General features: G+C 73.2%; 12 protein-coding genes. 8 read left to right on the top strand and 4 right to left on the bottom strand.

Features of this window, described 5'->3' with window-relative positions; translation table 11 throughout:
* Nucleotides 1-343 precede the first annotated feature (343 nt).
* From KPL57_RS09685 to KPL57_RS09660, 6 genes are all read left to right on the top strand, one after another.
* Nucleotides 344-1,783, top strand: a complete 1,440-nt coding sequence (locus KPL57_RS09685) for an MFS transporter (RefSeq protein ID WP_226351312.1) — start codon at nucleotides 344-346, stop codon at nucleotides 1,781-1,783.
* Between the two features lie 108 nt (nucleotides 1,784-1,891).
* Nucleotides 1,892-3,265: an L-serine ammonia-lyase gene (locus KPL57_RS09680; protein WP_226351311.1), complete on the top strand. Its 1,374-nt coding sequence runs from the start codon at nucleotides 1,892-1,894 to the stop codon at nucleotides 3,263-3,265.
* Between the two features lie 3 nt (nucleotides 3,266-3,268).
* A complete protein-coding gene (locus KPL57_RS09675) occupies nucleotides 3,269-4,615 on the top strand; it encodes a folylpolyglutamate synthase/dihydrofolate synthase family protein (protein WP_226351310.1) in 1,347 nt (448 codons plus the stop codon).
* A complete protein-coding gene (locus KPL57_RS09670; protein WP_226351309.1) occupies nucleotides 4,612-5,283 on the top strand; it encodes a GntR family transcriptional regulator in 672 nt (223 codons plus the stop codon). Before KPL57_RS09675 ends, KPL57_RS09670 begins: the two co-directional genes overlap by 4 nt.
* Before the next feature lie 29 nt (nucleotides 5,284-5,312).
* Nucleotides 5,313-6,401: an S-(hydroxymethyl)mycothiol dehydrogenase gene (locus tag KPL57_RS09665; protein ID WP_226351308.1), complete on the top strand. Its 1,089-nt coding sequence runs from the start codon at nucleotides 5,313-5,315 to the stop codon at nucleotides 6,399-6,401.
* Nucleotides 6,401-7,039 carry an MBL fold metallo-hydrolase gene (locus KPL57_RS09660; RefSeq protein ID WP_226351307.1) on the top strand — a complete coding sequence of 213 codons (639 nt, stop codon included), beginning with the start codon at nucleotides 6,401-6,403 and terminating at the stop codon, nucleotides 7,037-7,039. The genes KPL57_RS09665 and KPL57_RS09660 overlap by 1 nt, the downstream gene beginning before the upstream one ends.
* Nucleotides 7,040-8,060: 1,021 nt before the next feature.
* Here KPL57_RS09660 and KPL57_RS09655 read toward each other — a convergent pair.
* A complete protein-coding gene (locus KPL57_RS09655) occupies nucleotides 8,061-8,951 on the bottom strand; it encodes a thioesterase family protein (RefSeq protein ID WP_226351306.1) in 891 nt (296 codons plus the stop codon).
* Between the two features lie 268 nt (nucleotides 8,952-9,219).
* Here KPL57_RS09655 and KPL57_RS09650 point away from each other — a divergent pair, with 268 nt between their 5' ends.
* Both KPL57_RS09650 and KPL57_RS09645 read left to right on the top strand, forming a co-directional pair.
* On the top strand, nucleotides 9,220-11,190 hold the full coding sequence (locus KPL57_RS09650; protein WP_226351321.1) for an ATP-dependent DNA helicase: 1,971 nt from the start codon (nucleotides 9,220-9,222) through the stop codon (nucleotides 11,188-11,190).
* 72 nt (nucleotides 11,191-11,262) lie between these two features.
* Nucleotides 11,263-11,679 carry an organic hydroperoxide resistance protein gene (locus KPL57_RS09645; protein ID WP_226351305.1) on the top strand — a complete coding sequence of 139 codons (417 nt, stop codon included), beginning with the start codon at nucleotides 11,263-11,265 and terminating at the stop codon, nucleotides 11,677-11,679.
* Here the strand turns inward: KPL57_RS09645 and KPL57_RS09640 are convergent, their stop codons facing one another.
* From KPL57_RS09640 to serB, 3 genes are read right to left on the bottom strand one after another with little or no spacing between them, the layout of a single operon-like run.
* Nucleotides 11,680-12,291 carry a carboxymuconolactone decarboxylase family protein gene (locus KPL57_RS09640; RefSeq protein ID WP_226351304.1) on the bottom strand — a complete coding sequence of 204 codons (612 nt, stop codon included), beginning with the start codon at nucleotides 12,289-12,291 and terminating at the stop codon, nucleotides 11,680-11,682.
* Nucleotides 12,292-12,301: 10 nt separating this feature from the next.
* The gene (locus KPL57_RS09635) at nucleotides 12,302-13,057 is read right to left on the bottom strand and encodes a peptidyl-tRNA hydrolase (protein WP_226351303.1); all 756 of its coding nucleotides are present in this window, start codon (nucleotides 13,055-13,057) and stop codon (nucleotides 12,302-12,304) included.
* Nucleotides 13,054-14,265: a phosphoserine phosphatase SerB gene (gene serB / locus KPL57_RS09630; RefSeq protein ID WP_371336383.1), complete on the bottom strand. Its 1,212-nt coding sequence runs from the start codon at nucleotides 14,263-14,265 to the stop codon at nucleotides 13,054-13,056. Before serB ends, KPL57_RS09635 begins: the two co-directional genes overlap by 4 nt.
* Between the last annotated feature and the right edge of the window lie 17 nt (nucleotides 14,266-14,282).

Raw genomic sequence — 14,282 nt, 5'->3', positions numbered from 1 at the left:
AGCTCGCCCACGAAGATCATGGTTCCTCCACTGTTGCCTATCGCGAAACTCGCCATGCCATGCGCAACCGTATGGTGAGGCCGCAGGTCGCAGCCGTCAACGAGGGATTTTCTCGGCCGGCCGCGAGGGGCATCGGCGTCACGACGTGGAAATGTGAGCGGCTGTCCCCAGTGACCGAAAGGGCCCGGAAACCGGCACCGGCACATTCCGGGCCGCCCGTCGACGAAAGATATATCACTCGTGGACACGTGACACCATGGCCGCGAGAATGATGGTGTGGCGATACTGCATCGCCACGTCGGCGTGGCTGCCGCGACGCGGCCGATCGATCCGAGGGGGGACCATGACCGAGGGACCGCGCAGGCCCCGACGTCGCGGTCCGGTCGCGGTCGAGGAGGAGCGCACTGTCCGCCGGGCGGCTGCGGCGGCATCGGTCGGAAACATCGCCGAGTGGTACGACTTCGGCCTCTTCTCCTTCCTCTCCGCGGTGGTGCTGAACCGGGTCTTCTACCCGGAGGCCGGCGAATGGTCGCTGACACTGACGCTGGCGACGTTCGCGGTCGCGTTCGTCGTCCGGCCGCTCGGCGGGTTCGTGTTCGGCCCGCTCGGGGACCGGATCGGCCGCACCCGGGTGCTCGCGTTCACGGTCCTGCTGATGACCGTCGCGACGCTCGCGCTGGGCCTCGTGCCCTCCTACGAGACGGCGGGGGTCGCCGCGCCGCTGCTGGTGCTGCTCATCCGGATGCTGCAGGGCTTCTCCGCGGGCGGGGAGTACACCGGTGCGCTGACCCTGGTCGCGGAGTACGCGCCCGACCGCCGTCGCGGGTTCTTCGGCAGCTGGCTCGAGTTCGGCACGATCACCGGCTACATGCTCGGCGCGGGTGTCTGCGGCGCGCTCGTCGCGGTGCTGCCCGAGCAGGACCTGCTCGACTGGGGCTGGCGGATCCCGTTCCTGCTCGCCCTCCCCCTCGGGATAGCCGGCATCTACCTGCGGATGCGCCTGGAGGACACCCCGGCGTTCCGGCAGCTGATGGAACGCTCCCCCGCGCTCGCGACGATGCCCTACCGGCGGGCGATGCAGATCCTGGTCCGCCGCTACCGGGTGCCGGCCCTGGTGACCGCGGCGCTGGCCGTCGCCTGGAACGTCACCAACTACGTGCTGACCAACTACATGCCCACCTACCTGACCGGAACGCTCCCCCGGCACGGCCAGCACGGTGCCTCCGGGGCCGCCACCGGCGCCATGCTCGTCGCGGTCATGCTGCTCATGCTGTGCGTGATCACCGGGGTGGGCAGGCTCAGCGACCGGATCGGCCGCAAACCGGTCCTGATGGTCACGAGCCTGACCCTCGTGGCCGTCGGACTGCCCGCGGTCTGGCTGATGCGCGACGGCATGGTCGGCCAGTTCGTCGGACTGCTGCTGATGGCCGTGGTCCTGGTCGGCTTCGCCGCGGTGCTGCCCTCGACACTGCCCGCGCAGTTCCCGACCATGGTCCGCTACGGCGGCCTGGGCGTGGTGTTCAACCTGTCGGTGTCGCTGTTCGCGGGCACCGCACCGACGCTGATCGAGACCGCCGTGACCGCCACCGGCAACCTCGACTGGCCGGGGTACTTCCTCGTCGCCGCAGGTCTGGTCGGCGTCGTCGCCGTGGTGTTCCTGCCCGAGTCCGCGGGCCGACCGCTGGCCGGCGCGGCACCGCTGACCTCCAGCGCGGACCTGCCCCCGCCGCCGATGTCGGCCGACGGCATCCCGCTCGAGCAGCCGTACGATCACACGCACTGACCCACCCGCGGCACCGGTGCGGGCCGACCCGCGCCCCCTCTTGGCACGATTGATATATCAGTCTAACATCGTCGGCATGACCAGAGCCCGGCGTGGATCGGAGCGACCGTGAGCATCTCCGTGTTCGACATGTTCAAGGTCGGCATCGGCCCGTCCAGCTCGCACACCGTGGGGCCGATGCGGGCCGCGTCCCGCTTCGTCGGGCGGCTGCGGGCCTCGGGCGACCTGACCCGGACGGCGTCGGTGCGGGTGGAGCTCTTCGGTTCGCTCGGCGCGACCGGGCACGGCCACGGCAGTGTGAAGGCGGTCGTGCTGGGCCTGGCCGGGCACGAGCCGCACCTGGTCGATCCGGTCGCCGCCGACCCGATGGTCGAGCGGGTGCGCGCCGAGGGCCGGATCCGCCTCGGCGGCGAGCACGAGATCGTCTTCGCCGCCGACGACGACGTCGTCCTGCACCGGCGCCGTCGGCTCGACTTCCACTCCAACGGCATGCTCTTGCAGGCCTTCGACGCCGACGGCGCCGTCCTCGACAAGCGCGAGTACTACTCGGTCGGCGGCGGCTTCGTCCTCGACTCCGACGAGGCGGGCCGCCCCGTCCTGGTGGAGGACGCGACCCCGGTCGCGTACCCCTTCACCACCGGCGACGAGCTGCTCGGCCTCACCCGCACCCACGGGCTGTCGATCTCCGACATCATGCTGGCCAACGAGCTGTCCCGGCGCTCCGAGGACGTGGTGCGCAGCGAGCTGCTGCACATCTGGTCGGTGATGCAGGAGTGCGTCGATCGCGGCGCCCGCACCGGCGGCACGCTGCCCGGCGGGCTCAGGGTCCGGCGCCGGGCGATGGCGCTGCGCGAGCGTCTGGAGGCGGCGACCGGCGAGCCGGACGCGCTGCACGCGATGGAGTGGGTAACCCTCTACGCCCTCGCCGTGAACGAGGAGAACGCGGCGGGCGGGCGCGTGGTCACCGCCCCCACCAACGGCGCCGCCGGGATCGTCCCGGCCGTGCTGCACTACGCGGAGCGCTTCCTGCCCGGCTTCGACGACGACTCCGTCGTCCGGTTCCTGCTCACCGCGGGAGCGGTCGGGCTGCTGTTCAAGGAGAACGCCTCGATCTCCGGCGCCGAGGTCGGCTGCCAGGGCGAGGTCGGGTCGGCCTGCGCGATGGCGGCCGCCGGGCTCGCGGAGATCATGGGCGCCACCCCCGAGCAGGTCGAGAACGCCGCCGAGATCGGCATCGAGCACAACCTGGGTCTGACCTGCGACCCGGTCGGCGGACTGGTGCAGATCCCGTGCATCGAACGGAACGCGGTCGCCTCGATCAAGGCCATCACCGCGGCACGGATGTCGGCGCACGGGGACGGGATGCACCACGTCTCGCTGGACAAGGCCATCAAGACGATGCGGGAGACGGGTGCGGACATGAAGGACAAGTACAAGGAGACCGCCCGCGGTGGTCTCGCACTGAACATCGTCGAGTGCTGAGCCGTGTTCTCCGATCAGGACGACCTGGAGCGGTTCCTGCTGTCGCGGCCGGCGACCGGGCGCCGCAACGGCACCGCGCCCGACGCGCCCCGGGAGCGCACCCGCGAGGTGCTGGCCGGGCTGGGTGACCCGCAGGAGGCCGTGCGGACCGTGCACGTCGCGGGGACGGCGGGCAAGGGGTCGGTGTGCGCGTTCGTCGCGTCGCTGCTGACCCGGCACGGGTTCCGGGTCGGGGTGCAGGCCTCGCCGCACGTCTACGGCATCCGCGAGCGGTTCCGCCTCGGTGACCTCCCGGGCCGCGCGGACGTGCTCGACGACCGGCTCGCCGCCGTCGCGGGCTCGGTGGCCGCGGTCGAGGCGCGCCGGGGTGAGCGCTGCTCGTTCTTCGAGGTGGTGACCGCACTCGGGTTCGCCGCCGTCGCCGGGCGAGCCGACTACGCCGTCGTCGAGACCGGCATCGGGGGCCGGCTGGACCCGACGAACGTCGTCGCCCGCACGGACAAGCTGGCCGTGCTCACCGCGATCGGCATGGACCACGTCGACATGCTCGGCAGCACGCTCGGCGAGATCGCGACGCAGAAGGCCGGGATCCTGCCGGTCGGCGGCCGCGCGGTGCTGGCCCGTGGGGGCCCCGAGACCGACGCGGCGGTGGCCAGGGAGGCGGCGCGGCGCGACACCCTGGTCGACGTCGTGGACGTCGCCGCCGCGGCCGCGCTGGCCCGGATCGGTCCGGGCGGGACCACCGTGGACCTGGCCGGCTGGTCGGACGTGCCGCTGGGCCTGCACGGCAGGCACCAGGCCGGGAACGCGGTGCTGGCCCTGCACGCGGTGTCGGTGCTGGCCCGACGCGACGGCTGGCGGCTCGATCCGCTCGCCGTCCGCCAGGGGCTGGCGCTGACCTCGCTGCCGGGGCGGTTCGAGCGGCGCACCGTCGCCGGGACCCCGGTGGTGCTCGACTGTGCGCACGACGCTCTGAAGCTGTCCGCGCTGGCCACCACGGTGGCCGAGACCCACCCGGGCGCCCCGGTGACCTGGGTGCTGGCGCTGGCCAGGGACAAGGACCTGGGCGAGGCCGTCCGGGCGGTTGCCGGGGCCGGGGCGCGGGTCGTCGCGACCGGGCTGCCGGGCGGGGAGCACCCGTCGCGGCACTGGAGCCCGTCCGAGATCGCCGCGGCGGCGACGGCGGCCGGGGTGTCCGCCGTCGCCGTCGCGGACCCGGCCGACGCCGTCGACCACGCGCTGGCCACCGGCGGGGGCGACCCCGTGGTGGTGACCGGGTCGTTCCGGCTGCCCGGCGCGGTCGCGTCGCGGCTGGACCGCGCGGCCGTCCCCGAGGGGCAGCCGGCATGACGATCACCGAGGACGTGTTCGTGGACTTCGACAGCCCGCGGTCGCTGGCCGACCGGGCCTACGTGGCCATCCGGGACCAGCTGATCATGCTGGAGATCCCGCCGCTGGCCCCGATCGACGACGAGGCCCTCTCGACCCGGCTCGGCCTGGGCCGCACCCCGGTGCGCGAGGCGCTCAAGCGGCTGGAGACCGAGCGGCTCGTCGTGTCCTATCCGCGACGCGGGACGTTCGCGACCGCCGTCGACATCTCCGACCTGCGCGACGTCGGCGAGGTACGGACGGTGCTGGAGCCGACCGCTGCCCGGCGGGCCGCCACCGTCGCCCCGGCGTGGCGGCGCGAGGAGCTGCGTGAGCTGGCCGGGCGGGTCGCCGCCCTCGAGGCGCCGCGGATGAGCCGGATCGAGCTCATGCGGTGGGACGTGACGGTGCACCGGTCGGTCTACCGGGCCGCCGGGAACCCGTACCTGGAGGACACGCTCACCCGCTATTACCACCTGGCCACCCGGATCCACTGCCTGTTCGTCGACCGGATGGACCAGGTCGGCCACCACGTGCACGAGCACATCGCGCTGCTGGAGGCGATCGCCGACGGCGACGCCGACCGCGCCGAGGCCGTCAGCCGCGAGCACGTCCTCGGCTTCGAGACCGCCGTCCGCGCGGTCCTCTGAACCCGCTCCCCTACGGAAAGGAACCCACTGTGCCGCAGCGTGTCCAGGGCGTCGTCGCCCTCGAGAAGGGCAAGCCGGTCTCGGTCGAGACGATCATCGTCCCGGATCCCGGCCCCGGTGAGGCCGTGGTGAAGATCCAGGCCTGCGGGGTCTGCCACACCGACCTGCACTACAAACTCGGCGGCATCAACGACGAGTTCCCTTTCCTCCTCGGCCACGAAGCCGCCGGCATCGTCGAAACCGTCGGCGACGGCGTCACCGACATCGCCCCCGGCGACTACGTCGTCCTCAACTGGCGCGCCGTCTGCGGACAGTGCCGCGCCTGCAACAAGGGCAAGCCCCAGTACTGCTTCGACACCCACAACGCCACCCAGAAGATGACCCTCGACGACGGCACCGAACTGTCCCCCGCCCTCGGCATCGGCGCCTTCATCGAGAAGACCCTCGTCCACTCCGGACAATGCACCAAGGTCAACCCCGACGCCGACCCGAAAGCCGCCGGCCTCCTCGGCTGCGGCGTCATGGCCGGCCTCGGCGCCGCCATCAACACCGGCGGCGTCGGGCGCGGTGACTCCATCGCCGTCATCGGCTGCGGCGGCGTCGGCGACGCCGCCATCGCCGGCGCCAAGCTCTCCGGCGCCACCACGATCATCGCCGTCGACACCGACCCGCGGAAACTCAAGTGGGCCGAAGAGTTCGGCGCCACCCACACCGTCAACGCCACCGAACAGGATCCGGTCGAGTTCATCCAGTCCGTGACCGACGGCAACGGCGCCGACGTCGTCATCGACGCCGTCGGACGACCCGAAACCTACAAGCAGGCCTTCTACGCCCGCGACCTCGCCGGCACCGTCGTCCTCGTCGGCGTCCCCACCCCCGACCTGCACGCCCCCCAGATCCCGCTCATCGACTACTTCGGCCGCGGCGGCGCCCTCAAATCCTCCTGGTACGGCGACTGCCTCCCCTCACGCGACTTCCCCACCTACATCGACCTCTACCTCCAAGGCCGCTTCCCCCTCGACAAGTTCGTCACCGAAACCATCGGCATCGACGACATCGAAACCGCCTTCGACAAAATGCACGCCGGCGAGGTCCTGCGCTCGGTCGTGATCCTCTGATGGCCCCGACCGAGACCCCGATCGACCACGTCGTGACCTCCGGCACGTTCAACCTCGACGGCGGATCCTTCGACGTCGACAACAACGTCTGGATCATCGGCGACGACCGCGAAGTGTTCGTCATCGACGCCGCCCACGACGCCGACGCCATCACCCACGCCGTCGGCGACCGCACCGTGAAGGCGATCGTGTGCACCCACGCCCACGACGACCACATCAACCAAGCACCCACCCTCGCCGACCGCTTCGACGCACCGATCCTGCTCAACCCCGCCGAACACGTCCTGTGGGACATGACCTGGCCCGACCGCACACCCGACCAGGAACTGTCCGACGGGCAGACCCTGACCGCGGGCGGGATCGACCTACGCGTCCTGCAGACCCCCGGCCACTCACCCGGCTCGTCCTGCCTCTACGCACCCGAACTCGGCATCGTGTTCACCGGCGACACCCTGTTCCACGGCGGACCCGGCGCCACCGGACGCTCCTACTCATCGTTCGACACCATCATCGAATCCATCCGCACCACCCTGCTCACCCTCCCCGCCGACACCCGCGTCCGCACCGGACACGGCGACCCCACCACCATCGGCGACGAAGCACCCCACCTCGACGAATGGATCCGCAACCGATCCTGACCCGACACCCCCACCGCGGCCCGGCCCCTCACACCCAGGGGCCGGGCCGCAGCGGTTCCTACACCGAAATGCAGCTCAGCGGGCTCGGACGAGCCACGGACCCCGCTGAGCTGCATCTCGGTGCGGGTCGGCATCGACGGTTCGGACCCACCCGGCCGACGCACCCCGCCCCAGCGGCCGTCAACTCCGCGGCCTGACCATCGTCGACGCCGAGATGCAGCGCAGCGGGGCACGGAGATCCACAACTCCCCCTGAGCTGCATCTCGGCGACCGACCACCGGCACCGGAGCAGGCCCGACAGGGACACGCCGGACGAAGCGGCGGACCGGGTACTCCACGAACATCGGCTGGCCACCCACGACCTGCGACGATGACGCCAGCCGTGCCGCGCACAGCGCTACGCCCGCCGGTCCGCCCGCAGCACTGAACCGCGTCGTGACCGCGGCCGGGAGCCGGACGGGCTGAGCACGCCGTACGGCGCGACGGCCCGGGCACGGTGACCAGAGAGTGAGCCGGTCCGGGCGCGCAGCCGCCGGGGCGGGACCCCGCACCCAGCCGGAGAGCGGGACGAGCCGAGGCGGGCGCGCGGACGCCCCGGGTCTGCACTCGCAGGGAAGACCTGCGTCGAGATGCAGCTCAGCGGGCTCGCGCGAGCCACGGACCCCGCTGAGCTGCATCTCGACGAGCGGCCGAGCAGACAGCGCGGAACGAGCGGCAGCGCCGAACGAGCGGCAGCGCCGAACGAGCGGCAGCGCCGAACGAGCGGCAGCGCCGAACGAGCGGCAGCGCCGAACGAGCGGCAGCGCCGAACGAGCGGCAGCGCCGAACGAGCGGCAGCGCCGAACGAGCGGCAGCGCCGAACGAGCGGCAGCGCCGAACGAGCGGCAGCGCCGAACGAGCGGCAGCGCCGAACGAGCGGCAGCGCCGAACGAGGGGCGGCGCCGAACGAGGGGCGGCGCGGAACGAGGGGCGGCCGAGGGCGAGGGGCGGGGGCCGTGACGGCGCACGGCCCCCGGCGGGCTCAGCCCCGGAAGCGGAACGGGGCGAGCTTCTCGGCCAGCTCGACCGGGTCGCCGTCCTCGCCCGGGGCGTGGTGGAAGCCCTCGGCCTCGGCGAGACCGATCAGCCGGCGCTCGTCGAACAGGCCGCAGACGTAGCGGACGGTGTCCTCGCCGATGTCGGTGACCGCGACGCGGAGCTGGTAGATGCCCGGGTAGTAGACCTCCTCGAGGTACTGCACCGACAGCGACGACGGGGACAGCCCGTCGAGCGGGCCGCCCGCCGGGTAGCCGAGCACGTCGGAGTGCAGCTCGGCGAGGCCGTCGAGGTACCAGGCGGCCAGCGCGACGTTGTTGACGTGGCGGTTGGTGTCCAGGTCGGTGAAGCGGGTCCGCACGTCCCAGCGGAACGGGTAGTTCTCACGGACCGCGCGGGCCTCACCGCGGTCGGGACGGCTCGGGGCCGGGGCGTCGATGCGCAGCGTCGTCAGGGCGCCGCGGACCTCGTCGGTCAGCGGGGCCGGGGCGGTGCCGTCGGTGTGCACCGAGGTGGACTCGCCGGTGGCGACGCACTCGTCGCCGGCGAAGACCGCGTAGCGGTAGGAGAACGACGTGGTGCCGATGTGGCTGACGCCGACGCCGATCCGGTAGGAGCCGGCGACCCGCAGCGGGGCCAGCACGTCCACTCGGATGGCGGCGAGCAGCAGTCGTACGCGGGACTGCAGGCGGGCGACGAGGTCGGCGCCGAAGGTGTCGCGCTCGACGGCGACGCGGGCGTCCTCGAACCAGCGCACCAGGGCGTCGCGGCCGATCCGGCGGCTCGGGTCGAGGTCGGCGTACCGGGCCTCGTGCTCGATCAGCACCGGGAACATCCCGGGCTCGGGCACGGTCGGCGTGGTGATGGTTGCTGTCACCCCTCCATCGTGACGCTGTGTCGCCGCTCACCGGTAACCGGCCGTCGGATATCACACCTGGTGAGCTGTCCGGATACACCGGGTGCGCGGTCCCGGGTGCCGGGCGGCCCGGTCACGGCCGGGCCTGTCGGAGGTGCTCGGTAACCTGCCGGACGTGCCTCCCCCCTCGACGGCCCCCGTGCGTACCCAGGACCTGCCCGGTGTGCACGAGCTGCTCGAGGTGGCCGTCACCTCGGTCGGCGGTGCGCGCCGCGAGGGTCAGGACCGGATGGCCGACGCGGTGCGCCGCTCGCTGTCGTCCGGGGAGCACCTGGCCGTGCAGGCGGGCACCGGCACCGGGAAGTCGCTGGCCTACCTCGTGCCCGCCATCCGGCACGCGATCGCCCGTGACACCACGGTCGTGGTCTCGACGGCGACGATCGCGCTCCAGCGCCAGCTCGTGGACCGGGACCTGCCGCGCGTCGCGAAGAGCCTGAAGCAGGTGCTGGGGCGCGAGCCCACGTTCGCCATCCTCAAGGGGCGGCGCAACTACCTGTGCATGAACAAGCTGCACGGGGACATGGGAGACACCGCCGACGAGGCGGACCAGCTGTTCGACGCGTTCGCCATCTCGGCGCTCGGGCGGCAGGTGAAGCGGCTGCACGAGTGGTCCTCGGACACCGAGACCGGGGACCGCGACGAGCTGGTCCCCGGCGTCCCGGACTCCGCGTGGCGGCAGGTGTCGGTGACGGCGCGGGAGTGCCTGGGCGCGAGCCGCTGCCCGGTCGGTGAGGACTGCTTCGCGGAGAAGGCGAAGGCCGAGGCGGGTCGGGCGGACATCGTCGTCACCAACCACGCGCTGCTCGCGATCGACGCGATGGGCGAGGCGCAGGTGCTGCCCGAGCACGACGTCGTGATCGTCGACGAGGCGCACGAGCTGGTGGACCGGGTGACCGGCGCGGCGACTGCCGAGCTCACCGCGGGCACGGTCGCGACCGCGGCCCGGCGCTGCGGCAAGCTCGTCGACCAGGACACCGCGGACCGGCTCGCGGAGGCCGGTGAGGGCCTGGCGGCGGTGCTGGAGGACATGCCCCCCGGGCGCTGGGAGTCGCTGTCCACCGCCGCCGCGGGCGCGCTGAACGCCATCCTGTCGGCCGGGGCGGGCTGCCGGCAGGCGATGGGCGCGAACAAGCGCAGTGACGACTCCGACCCGGAGGGCGCGGCCGCCCGCAAGCTCGCCCAGGCCGTGCTCGACGAGGTCGTCGACACCGCCGCGCGGCTGCTGGAGACGTTCAAGGAGACAGACGCGGCCAAGCGCCGTGACGTCGTCTGGCTGGGGGAACAGGGGCCGGACGGGTCCCGGCACAAGGTGCTGCGGGTCGCACCGCTGTCGGTGGGCGGGCTGCTGCGCGAGCGGCTGTTCAACACCCGCACCACCGTGCTGACCTCGGCGACGCTGGCCCTGGGCGGGTCGTTCGACGCGCTGGCCCGGCAGTGGGGCCTGCCCGCCGCGCAGCCCAAGGGGGCCGGCTCCACCCCGCCGTCGAGCGTCGACGAGGGGCACGGCCCCGTCCAGGACCCGGAGGCGCCGCGCTGGCAGGGCCTCGACGTCGGCTCGCCGTTCGCGCACGCCAAGTCCGGGATCCTCTACCTGGCGCGCCGGCTGCCCAACCCGGGCCGCGACGGGCTGGCGCCGGAGACCCTCGAGGAGATCGAGGGACTCGTGCGCGCCGCCGGGGGCCGCACGCTGGGTCTGTTCTCCTCCACCCGCGCGGCGAAGCAGGCCACCGAGGCCCTGCGCGGAAAGCTCGACACGCCCCTGCTGTGCCAGGGCGACGACTCCACGATGCTGCTGGTCAAGCGGTTCGCCGAGGACCCGGAGACCTCGCTGTTCGGCACGCTGTCGCTGTGGCAGGGCGTCGACGTGCCCGGCCCGTCGCTGTCCTGCGTGATCATCGACCGGATCCCGTTCCCCCGCCCGGACGACCCGCTGGTCGCGGCGCGGCAGAAGGCCACCGACGCCCGGGGCGGCAACGGTTTCCTGTCGGTGTCGGCGACGCACGCGGCGCTCCTGCTCGCCCAGGGCGCCGGACGGCTGCTGCGCGCCACCGACGACCGCGGCGTCGTCGCCATCCTGGACCCGCGGATCGCGACCGCGCGCTACGGCGGGTTCCTGCGGGCGAGCCTGCCCCCGTTCTGGGAGACCAGCGACCGCGAGAAGGTGCACGGCGCGCTGCGCCGGCTGCGCGGGTCCTCGTGACCGGCTCCATACGGCGGACGACCCTCCTCCCGAGATAGGTTGTGCACAATCAATGAAATCGGAGGAGTACCCATGGCGAACTACACGGCCGAGGCCACCTCGACCGGCGGCGGCCGCGACGGCCACATCCGCAGCGAGGACGGCTTCATCGACCAGGACCTGAAGATGCCGCCGGAGCTGGGCGGCCCCGGCGGCGCCACCAACCCCGAGCAGCTCTTCGCCGCCGCCTACGCGGCCTGCTTCCACGGCGCGCTGCGGCTGGCGGCCCGGAAGGCGAAGGCCGCCGTCCCGGACGACGCACAGGTCACCGCGACCATCCAGCTGCAGCCCGACGACGTGAGCTTCCACGTCGCCGCCGACATCACCGCCCACCTGCCGGGCCTGGAGCAGTCGGCCGCCGACGAGCTGGTCGAGGCGGCGCACCAGGTGTGCCCCTACTCCAAGGCGACCCGCGGCAACATCGAGGTCACCCTCACCGCCACGGTCTGATCAGGGACCGTCCGGCGCCGGGATCTCGAAGGCGTTGAGCAGCGCCGACACCGACAGGTACATGCCGGTCAGGTGGACGGCGTCGAGCACCCCGTCGCGGCCGAGCGCGGCCTCGGCCGCGGCGTAGGTGTCGTCGGTGACCCGGTGGGTGCGGACCAGCTCGTCGACGAACCGGTGCACGACGAGCTCGTCGCCGGTCAGCACCTGGGCCGCGGTGCCGTCGAGCAGGGCCTGCACCGCGTTCTCGTCCAGCCCCACCGAGCGGGCGACGGCGGTGTGCGCGTACAGCTCGTAGGCGGCGCCCCAGGCCGCGCCGACGGTGAGGATGACGACCTCGCGCACGGTCGCCGGCAGGGACGACTCCTGCTGGTCGGTCGCGACCCATCGGTTGAACGCCGCACCCGGGCGCGGGCGCAGCACGAACGCGTTGAACGGGCCGATGAGGCCGCCCTCGTCGTCGGTCGCGGCGAAACCGGACTCCTCGGCCCAGCGGGCCGTGCCGGAGCGGATCCGGTCGACGGCGGCACGCTGCTCGTCGTCGAGGTCGAGGGTCTCGTTGCGGGGCAGCCGGCCGCCCCAGTTCCGGGCTCCGGCAGGCGGGTGTGTGGTCACACCCGGTGGATCACCGCCGGGGTCCGATCGCAAACGCGGCGTGAGCCACTGCCAGGCACGTCATGGTGCCCGGGTCGACCTCGGTGAAACCCGCGTCGCGCACCCCGACGACGCCGTCGGTGCCGTCGTCGGCGGCCGGGGCCAGGCGTGCCCAGGTGGCCGGGTCCGCGGTGCGCACCGCGCACACCGGTGCCGCGCCGACCGGCCACCCGGCGGCCGCACCGAGCAGCATGGTGGCGTGCCCGACCTGCGCGGCGGCCTTGCCAACGGTCATCTCGGCGTGCGGTGACAGCAGCACCAGCGGAGCGTCCGGGTCCGGCGGGCCGGGCTCGTCGGCGGGCAGCTCGGTGCCGCCGATCTGCAGCCGTGCGACGACCTTCGGCACGTCGTCGACCGGGCCGGGCAGCAGGGCGCGGGCCTCGGCGTCACCGACCCGCACCGTCACGCCGGGGAGTTCCGCCACGGCGCGCCAGTGCGCGCCACGGGCCCGCCGCGCGATCTTGCGGATGCGTCCGTCCACCCACGGGGCGACGGCATCGTGCCAGTCGCCACCGGGCTGGGCCCGCGGGTCGGTGCAGACGGCGAGCGCCGCGGTGGCCGCCGCCTCCAGCAGCGCGGTGCGCACGGGCAGCGGGTCGCGCTCGATGCGCAGCACGACCGGCATCGCCCGCACGACGCCGTCGGCCTCCGGCGCGATGTCCCGGCCGCGGGCCCCGGCCCCGTAGCGGCCCGCGAGCAGCGCCAGCACCGGTGCGGGAGCGGTCACGCCAGCGGGACCCGGCGCAGCACGCCCTCGGCGGCGTCGGCAGCCTCGACCTCGGTACGGGTGATGCCCAGGACGAACAGCACGACGTCGAGGTATGGCACCGACACCGAGGTGTCGGCGACCTCGCGCAGCGCCGGCTTGGCGTTGAACGCGACGCCGAGCCCGGCGGTGGAGAGCATGTCGATGTCGTTCGCGCCGTCGCCGACCGCGACCGACTGCTCCAGCGGGATGTCGTGGGCCGCGGCGAACCGGCGCAGCGCGACGGCCTTCCCGGCCCGGTCGACGACCTCGCCGACCACCCGTCCGGTCAGCTTCCCCCCGGAGATCTCCAGCTCGTTCGCGGCGACGAAGTCGAGCTTGAGCTCGCGCGCGAGCCCGGCGATGACCTGCGTGAACCCACCCGAGACGACGCCGCAGCGGTAGCCGAGGCGGCGCAGCGTGCGGATCGTGGTGCGGGCACCGGGGGTCAGCTCGATCTCGGCGGCCACCTCGTCGACGACGGAGGCTGGCAGCCCCTCCAGGGCCGCGACGCGCCGGGTCAGCGACTCGGTGAAGTCGAGGCGGCCGGCCATGGCCTCCTCGGTGACCCGGCGGACCTCGGCCTCGACGTCGGCCCCGGCACGGGCGGCGAGCATCTCGATGACCTCGCCCTGGATCAGGGTGGAGTCCACGTCGAACACGATGAGCCGCTTGCTGCGCCGGGACAGCCCGGCCCGGGACACCGCGACGTCGACGCCCGCCTGCCGCGCCACCCGGACCAGCCGCTTGCGCAGCGTGCCGGGCGGGTAGGCGTCGGCGTCACCCTGGGGGACCGGGGAGACGAGCAGCTCCAGCCCGGTCACCGGGTAGTCGGCGACCCGGCGGATGGAGTCGATGTTGGCGCCGACCGCGGCGAGCTCCGCGGCGATCGCGCCGAACGCGCGGGCCGTGATCGGCCGGCCCAGCACCGTGACGACGTGCGTCGACGGCGTCCGGGTCGCCCGGCGGCCGTCGCGCTGGATCTCGATGTGCACGCTCATGGCGATGGAGTCCATCGCCGCGCCGACCGTGTCCTGCAGATCCTCCGGGTCCCCCTCGGGCACGACCAGCGCGCCCAGGGTGAGCCGGCCGTTGACCACGACCTGTTCCAGGTCGAGCAGCTCGACACCGGCCGCGGTCAGCGCGGTGAACAGCACGGAGCTGACACCAGGACGGTCCGGCCCGGTCACCGTGACGAGCACGGTGG

It is taken from the genome of Pseudonocardia sp. ICBG601 (assembly GCF_020496245.1).
This window is presented reverse-complemented; position numbering and strand designations above follow the sequence as displayed.

Coding starts and splice junctions, on each gene's coding strand:
- KPL57_RS09685 (WP_226351312.1), top strand. CDS start 344: ATGACCGAGGGACCGCGCAGGCCCCGACGTCGCGGTCCGGTCGCGGTC.
- KPL57_RS09670 (WP_226351309.1), top strand. CDS start 4,612: ATGACGATCACCGAGGACGTGTTCGTGGACTTCGACAGCCCGCGGTCG.
- KPL57_RS09645 (WP_226351305.1), top strand. CDS start 11,263: ATGGCGAACTACACGGCCGAGGCCACCTCGACCGGCGGCGGCCGCGAC.
- KPL57_RS09650 (WP_226351321.1), top strand. CDS start 9,220: ATGGCCGACGCGGTGCGCCGCTCGCTGTCGTCCGGGGAGCACCTGGCC.
- KPL57_RS09660 (WP_226351307.1), top strand. CDS start 6,401: ATGGCCCCGACCGAGACCCCGATCGACCACGTCGTGACCTCCGGCACG.